At 68.0% G+C, this 17000-nt stretch carries 19 protein-coding genes; 9 read left to right on the top strand and 10 right to left on the bottom strand.

The window, feature by feature from the left end; all coding sequences use genetic code 11:
• From ACIQ3R_RS06295 to ACIQ3R_RS06305, 3 genes are all read right to left on the bottom strand, one after another.
• The coding region (locus ACIQ3R_RS06295) for a thiamine pyrophosphate-dependent enzyme (RefSeq protein ID WP_397416359.1) at nucleotides 1-735 on the bottom strand (735 nt) is incomplete at its 3' end.
• Nucleotides 736-786: 51 nt separating this feature from the next.
• On the bottom strand, nucleotides 787-1083 hold the full coding sequence (locus ACIQ3R_RS06300) for a septum formation initiator family protein (protein ID WP_397416361.1): 297 nt from the start codon (nucleotides 1081-1083) through the stop codon (nucleotides 787-789).
• Nucleotides 1084-1245: 162 nt separating this feature from the next.
• Nucleotides 1246-1824, bottom strand: a complete 579-nt coding sequence (locus ACIQ3R_RS06305; protein ID WP_397416364.1) for a GNAT family N-acetyltransferase — start codon at nucleotides 1822-1824, stop codon at nucleotides 1246-1248.
• A 121-nt stretch (nucleotides 1825-1945) separates the two neighbouring features.
• Here ACIQ3R_RS06305 and ACIQ3R_RS06310 point away from each other — a divergent pair, with 121 nt between their 5' ends.
• The 4 genes from ACIQ3R_RS06310 (at nucleotide 1946) to ACIQ3R_RS06325 (ending at nucleotide 5756) form a co-directional block, all read left to right on the top strand.
• Entirely contained in the window at nucleotides 1946-3226 is a 1281-nt protein-coding gene (locus ACIQ3R_RS06310) for an efflux RND transporter periplasmic adaptor subunit (protein WP_397416366.1), read from the top strand.
• Nucleotides 3223-3909: an ABC transporter ATP-binding protein gene (locus ACIQ3R_RS06315; RefSeq protein WP_397416368.1), complete on the top strand. Its 687-nt coding sequence runs from the start codon at nucleotides 3223-3225 to the stop codon at nucleotides 3907-3909. The genes ACIQ3R_RS06310 and ACIQ3R_RS06315 overlap by 4 nt, the downstream gene beginning before the upstream one ends.
• Nucleotides 3906-5132, top strand: coding sequence for an ABC transporter permease (locus ACIQ3R_RS06320; protein ID WP_397416372.1), 1227 nt, complete (start codon nucleotides 3906-3908; stop codon nucleotides 5130-5132). The genes ACIQ3R_RS06315 and ACIQ3R_RS06320 overlap by 4 nt, the downstream gene beginning before the upstream one ends.
• Nucleotides 5133-5216: 84 nt before the next feature.
• Nucleotides 5217-5756 (top strand): sigma-70 family RNA polymerase sigma factor, encoded by a 540-nt coding sequence (locus ACIQ3R_RS06325; RefSeq protein ID WP_397416374.1) that lies wholly within the window; start codon nucleotides 5217-5219, stop codon nucleotides 5754-5756.
• A 121-nt stretch (nucleotides 5757-5877) separates the two neighbouring features.
• Here ACIQ3R_RS06325 and ACIQ3R_RS06330 read toward each other — a convergent pair whose 3' ends face one another.
• The gene (locus tag ACIQ3R_RS06330) at nucleotides 5878-7608 is read right to left on the bottom strand and encodes a CocE/NonD family hydrolase (RefSeq protein ID WP_397416377.1); all 1731 of its coding nucleotides are present in this window, start codon (nucleotides 7606-7608) and stop codon (nucleotides 5878-5880) included.
• Between the two features lie 158 nt (nucleotides 7609-7766).
• Between ACIQ3R_RS06330 and ACIQ3R_RS06335 the strand changes: the two genes are divergently transcribed.
• The 4 genes from ACIQ3R_RS06335 (at nucleotide 7767) to ACIQ3R_RS06350 (ending at nucleotide 11997) form a co-directional block, all read left to right on the top strand.
• Nucleotides 7767-9326 carry a long-chain-fatty-acid--CoA ligase gene (locus tag ACIQ3R_RS06335; RefSeq protein ID WP_397416379.1) on the top strand — a complete coding sequence of 520 codons (1560 nt, stop codon included), beginning with the start codon at nucleotides 7767-7769 and terminating at the stop codon, nucleotides 9324-9326.
• A gap of 51 nt (nucleotides 9327-9377) precedes the next feature.
• On the top strand, nucleotides 9378-10442 hold the full coding sequence (locus ACIQ3R_RS06340; RefSeq protein WP_397416381.1) for a GGDEF domain-containing protein: 1065 nt from the start codon (nucleotides 9378-9380) through the stop codon (nucleotides 10440-10442).
• A gap of 74 nt (nucleotides 10443-10516) precedes the next feature.
• Nucleotides 10517-11320 (top strand): enoyl-CoA hydratase/isomerase, encoded by an 804-nt coding sequence (locus ACIQ3R_RS06345; protein WP_397416383.1) that lies wholly within the window; start codon nucleotides 10517-10519, stop codon nucleotides 11318-11320.
• A 5-nt stretch (nucleotides 11321-11325) separates the two neighbouring features.
• Nucleotides 11326-11997 carry a glutathione S-transferase gene (locus tag ACIQ3R_RS06350; RefSeq protein WP_397416385.1) on the top strand — a complete coding sequence of 224 codons (672 nt, stop codon included), beginning with the start codon at nucleotides 11326-11328 and terminating at the stop codon, nucleotides 11995-11997.
• Nucleotides 11998-12003: 6 nt separating this feature from the next.
• Here ACIQ3R_RS06350 and ACIQ3R_RS06355 read toward each other — a convergent pair whose 3' ends face one another.
• Complete coding sequence (locus tag ACIQ3R_RS06355) at nucleotides 12004-12687, bottom strand: outer membrane protein (protein WP_397416387.1); 684 nt, start codon at nucleotides 12685-12687, stop codon at nucleotides 12004-12006.
• A gap of 233 nt (nucleotides 12688-12920) precedes the next feature.
• On the opposite strand from ACIQ3R_RS06355, the gene ACIQ3R_RS06360 reads away from it, so the two are divergent.
• Nucleotides 12921-13649 (top strand): LytTR family DNA-binding domain-containing protein, encoded by a 729-nt coding sequence (locus ACIQ3R_RS06360; RefSeq protein WP_397416389.1) that lies wholly within the window; start codon nucleotides 12921-12923, stop codon nucleotides 13647-13649.
• Here ACIQ3R_RS06360 and ACIQ3R_RS06365 read toward each other — a convergent pair.
• From ACIQ3R_RS06365 to sufD, 5 genes are all read right to left on the bottom strand, one after another.
• On the bottom strand, nucleotides 13626-13904 hold the full coding sequence (locus ACIQ3R_RS06365) for a 2TM domain-containing protein (RefSeq protein ID WP_397416391.1): 279 nt from the start codon (nucleotides 13902-13904) through the stop codon (nucleotides 13626-13628). The two genes, ACIQ3R_RS06360 and ACIQ3R_RS06365, sit on opposite strands and share 24 nt — an antisense overlap.
• A 47-nt stretch (nucleotides 13905-13951) precedes the next feature.
• Nucleotides 13952-14347 carry a HesB/IscA family protein gene (locus tag ACIQ3R_RS06370; protein WP_397416393.1) on the bottom strand — a complete coding sequence of 132 codons (396 nt, stop codon included), beginning with the start codon at nucleotides 14345-14347 and terminating at the stop codon, nucleotides 13952-13954.
• Nucleotides 14348-14349: 2 nt separating this feature from the next.
• Nucleotides 14350-14709, bottom strand: coding sequence for an SUF system Fe-S cluster assembly protein (locus ACIQ3R_RS06375; RefSeq protein ID WP_397416395.1), 360 nt, complete (start codon nucleotides 14707-14709; stop codon nucleotides 14350-14352).
• A gap of 12 nt (nucleotides 14710-14721) precedes the next feature.
• A complete protein-coding gene (locus ACIQ3R_RS06380) occupies nucleotides 14722-15936 on the bottom strand; it encodes an aminotransferase class V-fold PLP-dependent enzyme (protein ID WP_397416397.1) in 1215 nt (404 codons plus the stop codon).
• Nucleotides 15936-17000 (bottom strand): Fe-S cluster assembly protein SufD (sufD, locus tag ACIQ3R_RS06385; protein WP_397416400.1); only part of this gene is annotated, 1065 nt, incomplete at its 5' end. The genes ACIQ3R_RS06380 and sufD, both read right to left, overlap by 1 nt.

The raw sequence follows: 17000 nt of genomic DNA on the forward strand, positions 1-17000 counted from the left end.
GTAGGGCCCCTTGCCGGCCCGGCAGTGTTCGCAGGCGCGCTCCGCCGCCGCCTTGACGGCCAGCACGTCCATCCCGTCCACCGGCTCGCCCGGGATGTTGAACGAGATGCCGCGCTTGTAGAGCTCGACCTCCGAGGTCGACCGGTCGATGGCCGTGCCCATGGCGTACTGGTTGTTCTCGATCACATAGACCACCGGCAGCTTCCACACCGCCGCCATGTTGAAGCTCTCATAGACCTGGCCCTGGTTCGAGGCGCCGTCGCCGAAGAACGCAAAGCTCACCTTGCCGTCGTTGCGATAGCTGTTGGCCAGCGCGAGCCCAGTGCCCAGCGCCACCTGGGCGCCGACGATCCCGTGGCCGCCGTAGAAGGCCGCCTCGGTCGAGAACATGTGCATCGAGCCGCCCTTGCCCTTGGACGATCCGCCGGAGCGCCCGGTCAGCTCGGCCATGACCTCGCGCGGGTCCATGCCGGCCACCAGCATGTGGCCGTGGTCGCGATAGCCGGTGATGAACTGGTCGCCCGGCCGCTTGGCGGCCTCGCAGCCCACGGCTATGGCTTCCTGGCCGATATAGAGGTGGCAGAAGCCGCCGATCAGCCCCATGCCGTAGAGCTGCCCCGCCCGCTCCTCGAAGCGGCGGATGAGCAGCATCTCCCGGTAATACTTGAGGAGCTCGTCCTTCCCGCCCGCGTCCTTCGCGGTCTTGGCCTTTCGGACGGTCTGCCCGCGCGCCATGCCCTGCTCCGTATGTCCCAGCGAACCGCCCGGGCCGCCGCGAAGCAGGCCTTACGGATCCATCCGGATGACATAGTCCCTGGGATCGGCGAAGCCTAGCAGGGAGCGTGCGCGCTCCTCCAACAGATCCGCCGAAAGGCTCTCATCGCGCAGCAGGCGGGCGCGCATCTCCAGCTCGTGCCGCTGGGCGGTCACCTTGGCCAGTTCCTCACGCTTGGCGATCAGGGTGGCGTCACGCACCTCGGACTGAAGCAGCCCGCCCTCGCCGATGAAGCCATGCACCGCGAAGTAGCAGATCAGCGCCGCCAGCAGGGCCGTGGGCAGGAAGGGGCGGATGGCGGCGAGCACGATGGGTCCCGGTGAGTCGATGTACGACTCTAGTCACCCGGATGGTTAAGGGGCGATAACCAAGCCGAAGGTTCCACGGAGACCTCGCGCGGCGAGATCCGGCCAAAGAGTTGGGGCTGATGCCGCCCTAACCTCCCCCGCGAAGCGGCGGGAGGTCTGGTCCTACCGCGCGGCGCGGTACATCGGGATCAGCGGGGGGAAGTCTTCGGGCTGGATCACGCCCATGACCTCGAAGCCGAAGCGTTCGTAGAGCGGCACGTTGCGGGGGTGGGAACTCTCCAGATAGGCCGGGAGGTGGTCGGCGTCGACGCGGGCGAGACCGGCCTTCAGCAACGCCGAACCCAGACCCAGGCCCTGGCGCGCCGGATCGACGCCGATCATTGAGAGGTACCAGTGCGGCTCGTGCGGATGATAGCGGGTGATGCCTTCCACCACCTGGCCCATGACCGGCAACTTGGCCTCATCGATGAACTCGCCAATCACCTCGCCCATGGCATCGCTGTCGGACTGGAAACCGGGCGGCAGCCAGAGCGCGGCCGCCGCACCGCCTTCGGCCAGCCAGGCGCCGCCCGCGCCGGCCCCGCCGCCGCCCATGGCGCGGGCGAACCGGGGATAGCCCGCCAGGTACGCCGCCGGCCCGCTGAACAGGTAACGCACCGGCGGATCGGTGGCGAAGGCCAGGGTCAGCGTCTGAAGGACCGCATCCAGTTCCGACGCCTCGGCGACGCGCACGTCGAACATCTTGCCTCTCCCGATCCTGACGAAATCCAGGCAGACAGGTATCTCAAATGAAATCGGCGCGTAACGCCGAACTGTTGCAACATCGCGGCGGGCTCAGGCCCGTTCTGGAAGCTGGAGCCCCATGAGCCTCGCCGCCAACGCCCGTCGTCGCTTCCGCATCCCCCGCCCGGTCCTGATCGGCGGCGGGATCGTGCTGGTCTTCCTGGCGATTTTCGCCGCCTGCCAGATGCGGCCCAAGCCGCCGGCCGAGCCCTATCGCTTCGGCGCCGTGGAGCGTGGCGATGTGACCCGGGCGGTCTCGGCGTCGGGATCCCTGCAGGCGCTGATCACCGTCGATGTCGGCTCGCAGATCTCCGGGCTGGTCACCCGCGTGCTGGCCGATTTCAACGACAACGTGCGCGCCGGCCAGACCCTGGCGGTGATCGATCCCCAGACCTTCCAGTCCCGCGTCGCCCAGAGCCTGGCCGACATCAACGCCGGCGAGGCCCAGGTGCGGCAGGCCCAGGCCACCCTCGCCAACGCCGAGGCGGACTTCGCGCGCAAGAAGACCCTGGTCGACCAGGGCATCAGTTCTCCGGCGGTGCTGGATCAGGCGACCGCGGCGCTCGGCGTGGCGCGCGCCAATCTCGCCGCCGCCCGCGCCCGGGTCGGGCAGAGCCAGGCGACCCTGCGCATTCAACGCGCCGACCTGGTCCGCACGACCATCGTCTCGCCGATCAACGGCGTCGTGGTCGACCGCAAGGTGGAGCCGGGCCAGACGGTGGCGGCCAGCTTCCAGGCGCCGGTGCTGTTCACGATCGCCCAGGACCTGTCGAAGGTGGAGGTCCGGATCAGCGTCGACGAGGCCGACGTGGGCCAGGTCCGCGAAGGCCAGGCCGTGCGGTTCACGGTCGATGCCTTCCCGGATGACGCATTCACCGGCGTGGTCACCCAGGTGCGCAAGCAGCCGACCACCACCCAGAACGTGGTCGCCTACACGGTGATTGCGGAGGCCGACAATCCGGCCCGAATGCTGCTCCCCGGCATGACCGCCAACGCCGATATCATCATCGACGTGCGCCGCAACGTGCTGAAAATTCCGGCCACGGCGCTTCGCTGGACCCCGCCCGCGCCGCCGCGTCGGGGCCCCGACAACGCCGACGCGAAGCCCGCGGCCCCGCCGCCGACCCGGGCGCCGCCCTCGGCCGACGGCATGCGCCCGGGAACGGTCTATGTGGTCCGGGACGACGCGCCCAAGGCCATCGCGGTGCGGGTCGGCGCCACCGACGGCACAGTGGTCGAGGTGGTGAGCGCCGAGTTGAAAGCCGGCGACCAGGTGATCCTCGGCGGCGGACCCAAGGCCGGACCGCGCGGGTTCGGCGGCGGCCCGCCCCCCAGCGTCCGGGCGCGGTTGGGCGAATGATCGAGCTCTCCGGCCTCACCAAGGTCTACGTGATGGGCGAGGAGCGGGTCGCCGCGCTGGCCGGCGTCGACCTGAAGGTCGCGCGCGGCGAGTACCTGGCCATTATCGGGCCCTCCGGCTCGGGCAAGTCGACCATGATGAACATCCTGGGCGGTCTCGACCGACCCACGAGCGGTCGCTACGCCTTCGAAGGCGAGGATGTTGGCGGGTTCGACGACAACAGCCTGGCCGACTTCCGGCGTCGCCGGATCGGTTTCGTCTTTCAGTCGTTCCAGCTCCTGCCCCGGCTTTCCGCGCTGCAGAACGTCGAGCTGCCGATGGTTTACGCGGGCATGCCGCGCAGCGCGCGCAAGCAGCGTGCGGCGGAACTGCTGGAGCGGGTTGGCCTGGGATCCCGCATGGGCCATCGGCCGACCCAGCTCTCCGGCGGCCAGCAGCAGAGGGTGGCCATCGCCCGGTCGCTCGCCAACCGGCCCGACCTGCTGCTCGCTGATGAACCGACCGGCGCGCTCGACAGCCACACCGGCGAAGAAGTGCTTCGGCTGTTCACAGAACTCAACGCCGATGGACTGACCCTGGCCATCGTCACCCACGACCCGGACGTCGCGGCCCAGGCCCAGCGCCGGGTCGCCTTCCGCGACGGTCTGATCGTCTCCGACGAGCGCTCGGCGGTGACCGCATGAGCCCCTTCGAACTGGTCCGCTTCGCGATCGGCGCGATCATCGCCCACAAGATGCGCAGCGTGCTGACGTCGCTCGGGGTGGTGATCGGCGTCGCCGCCGTGGTGATGATGACGTCCATCGGCCTGGGGGCTCAGGCGCGGGTCACCGGCGCCATCTCCGGTCTCGGATCGAACCTGATCATCGTGACGCCCAACTTTCAGCGCGGGCCGGTCTCCCAGGGCGCCAATGTCGGCGCCACTCTGCGTGACTCGGACGTCGAGGCCATCGCCCGTCAGGTGGAGAACATCGCCGCCGTGGCGCCCCAGGTGCGGGGCCAGGGCCAGCTCTCGGCCGACGGCGCAAACTGGAACTCCCAGATCCAGGGCGTGACACCGGAGTATCTGATCGCCCGCGACCTGGTCATCGCCTCGGGCCGAATGTTCGATGAACGCGAAGCCCGCCAGGGCCGCAAGGTGGCGGTGATCGGCCCGACGGTGGCCCGAGAACTGTTCGGCGAGTCCGACCCGCTCGGTCGCCGCATGCGGGTGCGCAACGTCCCCTTCGAGATCGTCGGCGTGCTGGAGAGCAAGGGCCAGTCCGGATTCGGCCAGGATCAGGACGACGTGGTCCTGGCCCCCCTGCCCGCCGTCCGATCCCGCATCGTCGGCCGCGGCATCCGGGCCGACAGCGTCAACACCATCTATGTGAAGGCCATCGACGAGGACAGCCTGGATCAGGTGCAGGAGGATCTCACCAACGTCCTGCGCGACCAGCACAAGATCCGGCCCGGCGAGGAAGACGATTTCCAGAGCCAGAATCTCGCCTCGGTGCTCGAGGCCAGCCAGGCCGCCATCGGAACCTTCACCGTCCTGCTGTCGGCTGTCGCCGGCGTTTCGCTCGTGGTGGGCGGCGTCGGGATCATGAACATCATGCTGGTGGCGGTGACCGAGCGAACGCGTGAGATCGGCCTGCGGATGGCCGTCGGCGCCAAACGCAGCCAAATCCTGATCCAGTTCGCCCTGGAGTCGGTGGCGCTCTCTCTGGTGGGCGGCCTGATCGGGCTCGCGCTCGGCGTGGCCGGCGCCTGGGGCATCGCCAAGCTGGGCGACTGGCCCCCGGGCATTCCCGCCTGGGCTGGACCTCTGGCCTTGGGTTTCTCCATGGCGGTGGGCTTGATCTTCGGCGCCTATCCTTCGTGGCGCGCCGCCCGTCTCGACCCGATCGAAGCCTTGCGCCGCGAATAGCCGGCGACCCGTGGAACGGGCGCCCGCGCGCCGCGTTCAACCAGGGCTAGGGCAGATTGGCCCCAGATCATCTGGGATCCGTGGATGCAGTCCGTTGAGGCATGGCGTGAGGCGATCGTCGGGCAGATTCCGGCCCTGCGCGCCTTTGCCTGGTCGCTCTGCCGGAATGGGGCCGACGCCGACGACCTCGTGCAGGACGCCCTGGTCAAGGCCTGGGCCAACCGCCACCGGTTTCAGGTGGGCACCAACCTGCGGGCCTGGCTGTTCACGATCCTGCGCAACACCTGGTACACCCAGGTTGTCCGCCGTCGCCGCGAGACGCCCGACCCGGACGGCGCCCATGCCGAAACGCAGATCGTGGAGGCCGGGCAGCCTTGGTCCGTGGCGATGACCGCCATGCGCGCGGCGTTACAGGAACTGCCCGAAGACCAGCGCGAAGCCATCATCCTCGTCGGCGCGGCCGGTCTCTCCTACGAGGAAGCGGCCGAGGTCTGCGGCTGCGCGCTCGGCACGATCAAGAGCCGGGTCAACCGCGCCCGGACCCGGCTGGCGATCCTGCTCGACGCCGAATCCGCCGCGGAGATGGCGGGGCGGCCGGCGCCGGCGGCGCGCGGGCTGGCGTGATCCCGTCCGCCAGGCGGTCCACCGCCTCGATCAGACTCGCGGGCGCCGGCCTGGCCTCCAGCGCCTCGAACATCGCCCGCAGGGCGGGGTCCACATCGTCGGGCTTCTTGCCGGACATGACCTATTCCGCCGGATAGACGACCGGCAGCACCAGCGCCGTCGGATGGGCCGCATCCATATGGATCGCGTTGGTGGCGACCCTTGGGGGCGCCTTGGCCGCCCCGGGCGGGTCGCCGGTGTTGGGGTTCACCTCGAACCTTGGCGCGTTCGACGAAGAGATGTGCAGGGCGATCCGGTGTCCCTTCTCGAAGGTGATCGCGGTCGGCCACAGATCGATCACCAGCTTCTCAGGCGCGCCGGGCGTCATCATCCTGATCTGGTCAGCGCCCCGTCCGTTGCGGAAGCTTGCGCGGATCGGCGCATCCAGGATCAGCGCCTCGTAACCGTCGGGATAGACATCCACCAGCTTGGCCACGAAGTCGGTGTCCGGCCCATCGGTCGAAGCGTAGAGCTCAACCGAGACCGGACCCGAGATGATCAGGTCCTTCTCCAGCGGCGGGGTCTGGAATCGCAGATAGTCCGCGCGCTGGCCAACCTTGCGCTGGTCTTCCGGCCCGCGCTCGAAGGTGAGGTTGGCGCCGCCGAAGGTCGGGGCCGGATTGGCCGGATCGAACTGATAGCTGAGCCTGGCCGGCGCCTCGGGAGGCGGTCGGGTGGAAAGGCTGAGGTCCGGGGCCGGATAGAACCGCACTTCCCGGTGCGCGGGAGGCCAGTTGGCCGAGGCCAGCATGCGGTTCTTGGCCGAATAGGCGCCCTTCCGAGCGCTGGCCATCATGAAATACTGGACGGGCGGCTCATCCATGATCCCGTTCGCCTCGCCCTTCAGCCAGTAGTCGAACCAGCGGATCTCCTGGTCGCCGCCGAGGCTCAGCCGGTCGGATCCCGGATAGGCCAGATCACCGGAGAGCTGTCCGTGGCCGAACGGCCCCATCAGCAGCTTCTGATTGCCGCGCGCGCCGTCGGCGCCCTCATTCTGCAGGTACTGGAAGTTGTCGACCGTGCCGCCGTTGAAGATGTCGTACCAGCCGCCGACATTGAAGATCGGAATCCGGATGTATTTCCGGTTGGTGGTCATCGCCACGCGGTTCCAGGACACGTCGTCCAGCGACCGCGCGCGGGTTCGATTGAGCACGTCTTCCGAAACGCCCTGCCCGCGCAGCCAGCCGAGGGTGTCCTTCTCCTTCAGCACGCCACCGGGATAGCTGTAGGAAAGCCGGTCGGCCGGCGCGACCACCACATAGGCGGCCTTCAGATGCGGCGGCGCGGCCATGGCGGCCGAATTGGCGGTGATGCCCAGGGCCGAGCCGCCGGTCATCCCGACCTTGCCGTTGCTCCAGGGCTGGGTTCCGGCCCACTCGACCGCGTCGTAGCCATCCTCGATGTCGTTTTCGAAAGCGGCGTAGAAGCCCTGGGAGCGGCCCTTCCCGCGCACATCCTGCAATACGAAAACATAGCCGGCGTCGGTGTAGCGCTTGGCCTGGCGCGCCAGCGCCTCGCCGGGCTTGGGGACGTCGGCCGTAACGCGCCCGTCCTTCAGGTAGGGGGTCCGCGACAACACCACGGGCCAGGGGCCCTTGCCGGCCGGCTTGTAGACGTTGGCCGCCAGCTTCACGCCGTCGCGGAGGGTCATCGTCTCCTCGACGGCGCCGGGCGGAAGCCCGGGCCAGCGCTCAGCCTGCGCGGCCGAGGGCGCGCGTTGCGCCAGGACCGGCCCGGGCAGTCCGGCCGCGAGCGCCACAGCCGCCATACCGGCAGCGACCAGCCCACGCCATGCACCTTGATCTCGTCCCATCGGTCTCCCCCCTGACTTTACGCCATCAGAACACGTCATCAGCTTCGCGTTCTTTCACGCCCGAAACGTCCGACTCAGCGATTGCGCCATGCCCAAGTCACACTAACTGTTGCGCGCCGCGGGCGATCACAGATCCGCGCCAGGAAACGCGACAGGGCATGACCGAAGATCCGATCCAGCTGCTTATCGATATTCCGCAGATCTTCGGCCGTGAACAGGGCGCGCGGGTCGCCATTCACTTCGAGGGTCGCGACCTGAGCTATGGCGAGCTTGAACGCCGCTCCGACGCCGTGGCGGGGTTCCTGCAGGCCGAGGGCGTAAAGCCCGGGGATCGGGTCGCCTGGCTGGGGCGTCCCTCTGAGGCCTGGTTCGAGATTTTCTTCGGCGTCGCCAAGGCGCGGGCAGCCTTCGCGCCGATCAACTCGCGACTCGCCGTGCCGGAGATCGCCTTCATTCTGAAGGACTCCGCCGCCAATGTGTTCTTCGTCACCCCGGAATTCTTCGAAGCCGCGCAGGCGGTGCTCGAACAGATCGACCGACCGATCCGCACCATCGCGGTCGGCGGGACGCACCCGGTGTTCGCGAGCTACGCCGACCTGCGCGCGGCGGCGCCGGCGCCGCGGCTGGAACGCCCCCGCGCCGAGGATGACGTGCTGCAGCTCTACACGTCCGGGACCACCGGGCTTCCCAAGGGCGTGCGCCTGACCAACGCCAACTACAGCGCGTTCCTGGGCCTACGGCACCAGATCGGTGGCTTCAGCTACGACGCCGAAGACAGCGTGCTGATCCTGATGCCCATGTTCCACGTGGCCGGAACCAACATCAGCTTCGCGGGGCTGGCGTCCGGTGGACGGCTGGTGCTGCACGCCGAGTTCGTCCCGCCCGCCGTGCTGAAGGCCATCGAAGGCGAGCGGATCGCGCACGTCTTCATGGCGCCGGTGATGATCAACGTGCTGTTGCAGACGCCGGGCGTGGAGACCACCAACTATTCGAGCCTGAAGACGGTCTCCTACGGCGCCTCGCCCATCTCCGAGGCCGTGCTGGCCAAGGCGACTCAGACCTTCGGCTGCGGCTTCATCCAGTTCTACGGCATGACCGAGACCACCGGCGCGGGCACGACCCTGTCGCCTGCCGATCACCACGGCGAGTTCCTGCGGTCCTGCGGCAAGTGCTGGGCGGGCCTCGAGACCCGCATCGCCGACGAAGACGGCAACGCTCTGCCGCCCGGCGAGATCGGCGAGATCGAGATCCGCGGGGCGATCGTCATGGCGGGCTACTGGAACCGGCCGGAAGCCACAGCCGAGACCATCCGGCCCGACGGCTGGCTGCGCACCGGCGACGCGGGCTTCCGCGACGAGGCCGGCTTTTTCTTCGTCCATGACCGGGTGAAGGACATGATCGTATCCGGCGGCGAGAACGTCTATCCGGCCGAGGTCGAGAACGCGATCCTGGGCTGCCCCGGCGTGGCCGACGCCGCCGTTATCGGCGTGCCCGATGAGCGCTGGGGCGAGGCGGTGAAGGCCATCGTCGTACGCAAGCCGGGCGCCGACCCGACTCCTGCCGAGGTGATCGCCTGGGCCCGAGAACGGATCGCCGGATACAAGGCGCCGAAGTCGGTCGACTTCATCGACGCCCTGCCTCGCAACCCCTCCGGCAAGGTGCTGCGTCGCGAACTTCGCAAGCCCTATTGGGAGGGCCGGGATCGCAAGGTCGGCTGAGCCGGGGCGCTTAACCGCTCGTTTGCGGTCACGGGTCTAGGCTCACGCCCCATGAGCAAGGACATCGACGCCCTCCTCCGCGGCCCACGCGCCTATGACCTCGCCCGGAAGGCGCTCGAGGCCATGGAAGCCAACAACGTCTGGCCGACGGCGATCAACTTTGAATTGTGGCTGCACTATGTCACCTCCAAGGGCGGCAAAGTCGGGTCCGAGATCGACAGCATCATCCAGGCCGGCAAGCCGTTCACCGAGGCCGTGGGCGAGGCGATCGCCGCCCAGCACCTGCCACAGGCCAAGCTGACCAGCGAACTGCTCGACGCCGGCAAGACGCTCACGGCCGAGATCGACAGCGTCAGCAAGGCCCTGGAAACCGCCCGCGAGAACAGCGAGGCCTACGGCGCCACCCTCGCCACCGCCAGCGGCGACCTCAAGCCGGGCGAAGACACCGCCAATGTTCGCGAGATCGTCCAGAATCTCTCCCTGGCCACCGCAAAGGTCCGCGAGGAGAACAAGTCGCTGGAGGCGCGGCTGACCGAGACCAACGACGAGCTCGGCCGTCTGCGAGATCACCTTGAGCTGGTCCGTCGCGAGGCCATGACCGATGGGCTGACCGGCCTCTACAATCGGAAGGCCTTTGACGAGAGTCTGGCCAGCGCCTGCCTACATGCGGAGACCACCAGTGAGCCACTGGCCCTGGCGATCATCGATATCGACCACTTCAAGGCGTTCAACGACACTTGGGGCCACCAGACCGGCGACCAGGTGATCCGCTACGTCGCCAGCGTCATCGGCCGCGTCGCCACGCCGCCCCGCTTCTCGGCCCGCTACGGCGGCGAAGAGTTCGCCATGATCTTTCCCGCCGAGAAAATGGAAATGGTCTATGCGGCCCTGGAGGCGGCGCGCGAGGAGATCAGCTCGCGAGTGCTCAAGCGCCGCTCGACCAGCGAGGATCTCGGCGCGATCACGATCTCATCCGGCATCGCCATGTTCCGGCGCGGCGAAGGTCCCCAGGCGCTCGTCGAACGGGCCGACGCGGCGATGTACGCCTCCAAGCGTGGCGGACGAAACAAGACGACGCTGGCCGAAGCGGTCCTGACCGACGTCCACGCCGCCTGAGCCGCCTGCAAACCGGTTGACTGACGCCGCGACAGCGGCCCTCCCTGGGCGCTCCAGTTCCTAAGGAGATCGCCATGGACGGCGCCCAGGCCCCCGCCAAGGTCAAGACCGCCATCGACAACGGTGTCGGCATCATCACGCTCTACGACCCGGGTACGCTGAACGCGGCGGGCATGGAACTGATGGCCGACCTCAACGCCGCGTTCCAGGCCTTCGCCTATGACGACTCGGTGCGCGCCATCGTGATCACGGGCGAGGGTCGTGGCTTCTGTTCCGGAGCCAATCTGTCCGGCGGCGGCGGCGCGGCGCGGCCGGCGACCAATCAGGGACCCAACCAGTCCCTGCTCCAGATCTACAATCCTTTCGTCACCTCGCTTCGGCGCTCACCCAAGCCGCTCGTCGCGGCGGTCAACGGCGTCGCCGCCGGGGTCGGAGTGTCCCTGGCCCTGGCCTGTGATCTCTGCGTGGCGGCCGAAAGCAGCTACTTCCTGCTGGCGTTCCGTCGCATTGGCCTTGTGCCCGATGGCGGCGCCACCTGGCTGCTGCCGCGCCTGGTCGGCAAGGCGCGCGCCATGGAACTCATGCTGCTGGGCGAAAAACTTCCCGCCAAGACCGCCGCCGAGTGGGGACTGATCAACCGCGCCGTGCCCGACGCCGACCTCATGGACGCCGCCATGCAGTACGCCCGTGCGCTGGCCGACGGCCCCGCCTCGCTCGGCTTGACCCGCAATCTGGTCTGGGACGCGCTCGACGCGGAATGGGCGATTCAGCTGGAAGCCGAGGCCTATGGCCAGGGCGCAGCAGGCCGTACGTCGGATTCCCGCGAGGGCGTCATGGCGTTCATCGAGAAGCGTCCGGCGAAGTTCTCCGGCAAATAGGCGCCATGCTCACCGTCCATCACCTTGAGAATTCGCGCTCGCAGCGTGTCTTGTGGCTGCTTGAGGAACTCGAGGTTCCCTATGAGATGGTTCGGTACGCCCGCGACCCGCAGACCATGCTGGCGCCGGAGAGCCTGAAGGCGGTTCATCCGCTCGGCAAGTCGCCGGTCATCACCGACGACGGTGAGGTGATCGCTGAGACCGGCGCGATCCTGGAGTACATGCTGGAACGGCATGGCGGCGGCCGCCTGGCGCCGCCGACCGGCACGGCGGACCACCGCCGCCTGCGCTATTGGCTGCACTATGCGGAGGGCTCGGCGATGCCGCCTCTGCTGCTGAAGCTCGTGTTCTCGGAGCTGTCACCCCGCGCCCCAGGCCTTGTGCGCCCGCTGGTCAACATGATCGCCAGGACCGCGCAACAGAGCTTCATCGACCCGCAGCTCAAACTGCATTTCGACTACTGGGAGGGCGAGCTGGGCAAGTCCGCCTGGTTCGCCGGCGACGACTTTTCCGCCGCCGACATCATGATGAGCTTCCCGGTAGAGGCCGCCGCCGAACGCGCCGGCCTCCGGCTTGGGCGCCCAAGACTTGCCGCGTTCCTGAAAGCCATCCACCAGCGCCCGGCCTACCGCCGCGCCCTGGAGCGCGGCGGGCCCTACGCTTACGCCGCCGACTGAGCGCGGCTAGAAGCTCCAGCCGATCGATCCTGTGAACGACAGCGGGTCATAGCCCGCGTCGATCCGGCCACGGGGCCCCTTCAACGAGGGATTGTCGGCCTTAAGGTAGCGCAGACCGAGGCCCGCGATCGCGCCGCTCTCATAGCGCCAGCGCACCCCCGCGCGAAACTGATAGGCGAGCTTTCCGCTCTGGCTGAACTCGCTCGGGACACCACCCTTGAGGTCCGAGTCCACCTCTTCGACCATACCCAGACCGACGCCGACATAGGGCTTGAAAAGGGCGAAGTCGGTCTCAAGGCGACCCACGTCCCAGAGTGCGTTGCCCATCAGCACCAGTGAGGCGTAGTCGCCATCATTGGTGGCGGTGAGACCTGCGGCGCTGGCGCCTTTGACAGAATTGCGGGTGTATATGATCTCCGCTTCAACCCGGACATTCTCGTTTACCTGATAACCTACAGCGGCGCCGCCGAGCCAACCGCCGCCAACATCGAGCCGACCATTGGCCTTTGCGCCAGCCCTCGGCGTGAAGTCGAAATTCTGGTCACCAAGCGTTGAAGCGCCGCCGAAGATCTCCACGTAGGGGCCTAGAGATGCATCGCTTTCCGCCGCGACGACAGTTAGGGGGAAGCACGTAGCGACGCCGAGTACAGCTAGGCCGAACACTCGGGAAAACGGAAATGGACCGATCATGACTGGCACCTGGGTTGGGGAGGAGAATGGCCTGCAGCTAGGCGTCGCTCTCCGCCTGGGTCGAGCGCCGCCGCCGCTGTACTTCACGAGTGGCGGGCCAAATTCACGAGTGGTGTAACGTGAGCGGCGGAGACGTCACAAAGGGCGCTTTTGATCTGAGGGGGCGCTGGCTGTTCCCTGCCGCGGGACTGGCTTTGACCGGCCTATTGGCCCTTTCCGAGCCTACGCGGACCGTGGGCCTGACCCTCCCGGAGCGGATCACACTGGTCGCACTCAACGTCTGGCTGCCACTGGCGATCTGCCTCGCGGCCAGCCGATGGGTTATGGCGTCGCCGGCCGCGCGGCTGCTCCCCTACTGGCTGTGGCTGACCTTGATCGGCGCGGCGGCGGCTTGGATCTCGACGCCCGCCTTCGTAGCGCTTGAAGCCTGGTTAGGGCCATTGGACCTGGATGGCGGACCACCGCCGAACGCGCCGGACCTTCGGTCCCTTCTGCGCGACTGGCCATCGGAGGCCTGGGAAGCGGTCCGCGTGATCGTCCCGGTCTGGCTGCTGCTGAATCTTGCGGTGCGCTGGTCGCGACCGGCCCCGATCGGAGGCGAGGCGCAAGCGGATGGGCGACCCGGATTCCTGGCGCGACTTCCGCATCGATTGGGTGATGACATCATCAGCGTCCGCGCCGAACAGCACTACGTCCACGTTGAAACGACCCTTGGCGGCGAGTTGTTGTTCTGCGGTTTCGGGCGCGCTGTTCATGAGTTGACCACGCATGGGGCGCCCGGCATGGCGATCCATAGATCACATTGGGTAGCGTGGCCCCATGTGGCGGAAATCTACACCGTCGGGAGCGAGGTTCGTTGCCGCCTGAAATCGGGCCAGACTGTCCCGATCAGCCGCCGTCGAGTTCGGGAAGCGCGTGAGGCGTTCGAGGCGTTCCGTTCACTGCCCGCGGGTGCGGCGTAGCTTCTCGAGTTCCTCCTCGATCATCCTGTCGCGGATGCCATCGCCGTTGAAGTAGACCGAGGCGGCATGGGCGGCGAGGCCAATGCCCCAGCCGAGCATGGGCCAGATCGGCCAGAAGTAGTCCGACCCGGTCAGGAAATAGATCCCGACCAGACCCGCATTGACCATGACATACGACAGGGCATGGCTGCGGAAGGCGAGCTTCATGTCGGCCCGGCGCATGGCCAGCCGCCGCAGCTCCACATCATCGGTCATCGGAGTCTCCCGCAACGTTCAGAGCAACATAGGCGCCGTTGCCGGCCTCAGTCGAGTTTCGCTGGTGTAATGGTTACGCTCTCGCCGCACCCGCAGGCGTCGGTCTCGTTCGGATTGCGGAACACGAACTTGGCCGAGAGCTTGGTGACTTCGTAGTCGATCACGGTTCCGATGAGGAACAGGACAGCCTTGGGGTCGATGAGGATGGTGACGCCCTTGTCCTGAACCACTTCGTCCAGCGGCCCGGCGGTCTCGGCGTATTCGAGCACATACTCCTGGCCGGCGCATCCGCCGTTCTTCACGCCCACCCGCAGGCCCGCATAGGGCGTGGCGGCGGCCGCCATGATCTCCCGCACGCGCTCGGCGGCGGCGTCGCTGAGCGTCACCACCTGGGGTCGGGGCCGGCGGGCGCGGGGCGTCGGAGAGATGTCGAGGGTCTGCATGATCAAAACATGTTCAGGGCGAGTTTGGCCTCGTCGCTCATGCGCGAGGGGTCCCACGGCGGGTCGAAGACCAGATCCACCTTCACGTTGCGGACCTCGGGAATGACGCGCACGGCGTCTTCCACCCAGCCGGGCATCTCGCCGGCCACCGGGCAGCCCGGCGCGGTCAGGGTCATGTCGATGGCCACGTCCTTGTCGTCGGAAACATCGACCCGATAGATCAGGCCCAGCTCATAGACATCGACCGGGATCTCCGGGTCGAACACCGTCTTGAGCTGTTCGATCAGCTGATCGGTCAGCGCATCCAGCTCGGCCTTGCTCAGCGGCGGCGAGCGGGTCTCCATCGGGGCGGCGTCGTCCATCGGCTTAGGCTCTCAAGCGAAGAAGGCCTGGGTTCGGCTGAGCGCGTCCACGAACACGTCGGCCTCCTCCAGAGTGTTATATGGGGCGAACGAGGCGCGTGCGCTCGACGTGACGCCGAAACGTCGCATCAGGGGCTCGGCGCAGTGGGTTCCGGCGCGGACCGCGACGCCGTATCGATCCAGGATCTGCGCCACGTCGTGCGCGTGGGCGCCATCCACCGTGAAGCTCAGGATCGCGCCCTTGCCCGGCGCCTCACCCAGGACGCGCAGCCAGTTTGCGCCGGAGAGACCCTCGCGGACCCGCTGGTAGAGGCGATCCTCATGCGCCGTCATGGCCGCGCGATCCTGACCGGAAAGCCAGTCGATCGCGGCCTTGAGGCCGATCGCTTCTAGGATGGGAGGCGTTCCCGCCTCGAACCGGTGCGGCGGGTCAGCATAGGTGATCACGTCCATCGACACCGAGCCGATCATCTCGCCGCCGCCCTGATAGGGCCGCATGGCCGCCAGCCGCTCGGCCTTGCCGTAGAGCGCGCCGATGCCGGTCGGGCCATAGAGCTTGTGGCCGGAGAAGACATAGAAATCCGCGTCGATAGCCTTCACGTCCACGGGCCGGTGGACCACCGCCTGGCAGCCGTCCAGCAGGATCGGAGCGCCCACGGTGTGCGCCATGTCCGCCAGGGTGCGCGCGTCGTTGATCGTGCCCAGCACATTGGACATGTGGCTGAGCGCCACCATTCGCGTACGCGGCCCCAAGAGATCGCCGTAGGCCGCCACATCGAGCCGCCCGTCGTCGGTCACCGGAACCCAGCGCAGCACAGCGCCGCGCCGTTCGCGCAGAAAATGCCAGGGTACGATGTTGGCGTGGTGCTCCATCTCGGAGAGCACGATCTCGTCGCCGGGCCGGATGGTCTCGGCCAGTCCCGAGGCCACCAGGTTGATCGCTTCCGTCGCGCCCTTGGTGAAGACGATCTCCGTCGGCGCCGCGTTCAACAGCCCCGCCACCGCGTCGCGCGCGGACTCGTAGGCGTCGGTCGTCTCATTGGCCAGCGTATGCAGACCACGGTGCACATTGGCGTAGGAATGCGCCATCGCGTGGCTCATGGCCTCAATCACCGCGCGCGGCTTCTGGGCCGAGGCGGCGCTGTCCAGATAGACCAGCGGCTTGCCGTTCACCTGCCGCGACAGGATCGGGAAATCGGCGCGGATCGCTTCGGCGTCGAAGGCCATCAGGCGAGCCTCCCGGCCACCCAGGCCCGTACGCGTTCGCGCGCGTCCTCGTTCCAGATCCGGTCGATCACTTCGCCAACGAAGGCCTCGGTCAGCATCGCCCGCGCCTCGGCCTCCGGCACGCCGCGCTGGCGGATGTAGAACAGCGCCTGCTCGTCCAGGGCGCCGATGGTGTTGCCATGCGCGCACGAGACCGCGTCGGCGTAGATTTCCAGCTCGGGCTTGGCGTTCACCTCGGCGCGGTCGGACAGGATCAGGGCGTGATGGCCCATCCGCGCGTCCGTCTCGTCGGCGCCCTCCGCCACGACGATCCGGCCCTGGAACACGGCCCGCGCCTGTTCACGGACCACGCCGCGCGCAAGCTGAACGGTCGTTCCGTCCGGACCCGCGTGGGTCACGACACTGGTCAGATCGGCATGCCGCCTGGCGCCCAGCAGATAGACCGCGTCAAGCTTGGCGCTGGCCTTGGCGCCGGGATGGCGCACCCGCGTCTCGATCCGCTGGCGTCGCGCGCCGCTCGTCAGCACCGTCTGGCCGTACTCAGCGCCCGCGGCGAGGGTGACATCGGCCTCGACTACAGCCACGCTTTCGGCCGCCTCGTCCGACAGCACCAGACGCTCCACAACGGATCCCGTCGCCAGGGTGATGTCGAGCGCGGTGTGGGACAGGTATCCGCCCTCGCCCTCATGGCTCTCGAACAGCCGCAGTTTGGCGCCCTCGCCGAGCCGAATCGAAAGGCGGGCCGCATGCGACCCGTCTCCGCGCGACACGATCCGCAGCGCGACGGTCAGCCTGTCGCCGGACGGCACGACAATCTCCGCCGGCCCTCGCCCGTTGGCGATGACCACGGCGTCCGCCTCCGCCCAAGGCCCGTCGCCCAGACCCGTCGCGTCCAGCACCGGCGACGCCGGCGGCACCTCGCGGATCAGCCCGCGCAGATCCGTCCAGCGCCAGTCCTCATCGCGCCGGGACGGCAGCGCCGAGGCGTCGCGCCCCGCGATGGCGGTGGAAACGCTCAAGCGGCCCTCGCGTACTTGTCGTAGCCGTCGCGGGGGGGGGCGGGC

Origin of the sequence: Phenylobacterium sp., assembly GCF_044371015.1 — a bacterium.
In the GTDB taxonomy this organism is placed as follows: domain Bacteria; phylum Pseudomonadota; class Alphaproteobacteria; order Caulobacterales; family Caulobacteraceae; genus Phenylobacterium.

Coding starts and splice junctions, on each gene's coding strand:
- ACIQ3R_RS06305 (WP_397416364.1), bottom strand. CDS start 1,824: ATGTTCGACGTGCGCGTCGCCGAGGCGTCGGAACTGGATGCGGTCCTT.
- ACIQ3R_RS06310 (WP_397416366.1), top strand. CDS start 1,946: ATGAGCCTCGCCGCCAACGCCCGTCGTCGCTTCCGCATCCCCCGCCCG.
- ACIQ3R_RS06315 (WP_397416368.1), top strand. CDS start 3,223: ATGATCGAGCTCTCCGGCCTCACCAAGGTCTACGTGATGGGCGAGGAG.
- ACIQ3R_RS06320 (WP_397416372.1), top strand. CDS start 3,906: ATGAGCCCCTTCGAACTGGTCCGCTTCGCGATCGGCGCGATCATCGCC.
- ACIQ3R_RS06325 (WP_397416374.1), top strand. CDS start 5,217: ATGCAGTCCGTTGAGGCATGGCGTGAGGCGATCGTCGGGCAGATTCCG.
- ACIQ3R_RS06330 (WP_397416377.1), bottom strand. CDS start 7,608: ATGGGACGAGATCAAGGTGCATGGCGTGGGCTGGTCGCTGCCGGTATG.
- ACIQ3R_RS06335 (WP_397416379.1), top strand. CDS start 7,767: ATGACCGAAGATCCGATCCAGCTGCTTATCGATATTCCGCAGATCTTC.
- ACIQ3R_RS06340 (WP_397416381.1), top strand. CDS start 9,378: ATGAGCAAGGACATCGACGCCCTCCTCCGCGGCCCACGCGCCTATGAC.
- ACIQ3R_RS06345 (WP_397416383.1), top strand. CDS start 10,517: ATGGACGGCGCCCAGGCCCCCGCCAAGGTCAAGACCGCCATCGACAAC.
- ACIQ3R_RS06350 (WP_397416385.1), top strand. CDS start 11,326: ATGCTCACCGTCCATCACCTTGAGAATTCGCGCTCGCAGCGTGTCTTG.
- ACIQ3R_RS06355 (WP_397416387.1), bottom strand. CDS start 12,687: ATGATCGGTCCATTTCCGTTTTCCCGAGTGTTCGGCCTAGCTGTACTC.
- ACIQ3R_RS06365 (WP_397416391.1), bottom strand. CDS start 13,904: ATGACCGATGATGTGGAGCTGCGGCGGCTGGCCATGCGCCGGGCCGAC.
- ACIQ3R_RS06370 (WP_397416393.1), bottom strand. CDS start 14,347: ATGCAGACCCTCGACATCTCTCCGACGCCCCGCGCCCGCCGGCCCCGA.
- ACIQ3R_RS06375 (WP_397416395.1), bottom strand. CDS start 14,709: ATGGACGACGCCGCCCCGATGGAGACCCGCTCGCCGCCGCTGAGCAAG.
- ACIQ3R_RS06380 (WP_397416397.1), bottom strand. CDS start 15,936: ATGGCCTTCGACGCCGAAGCGATCCGCGCCGATTTCCCGATCCTGTCG.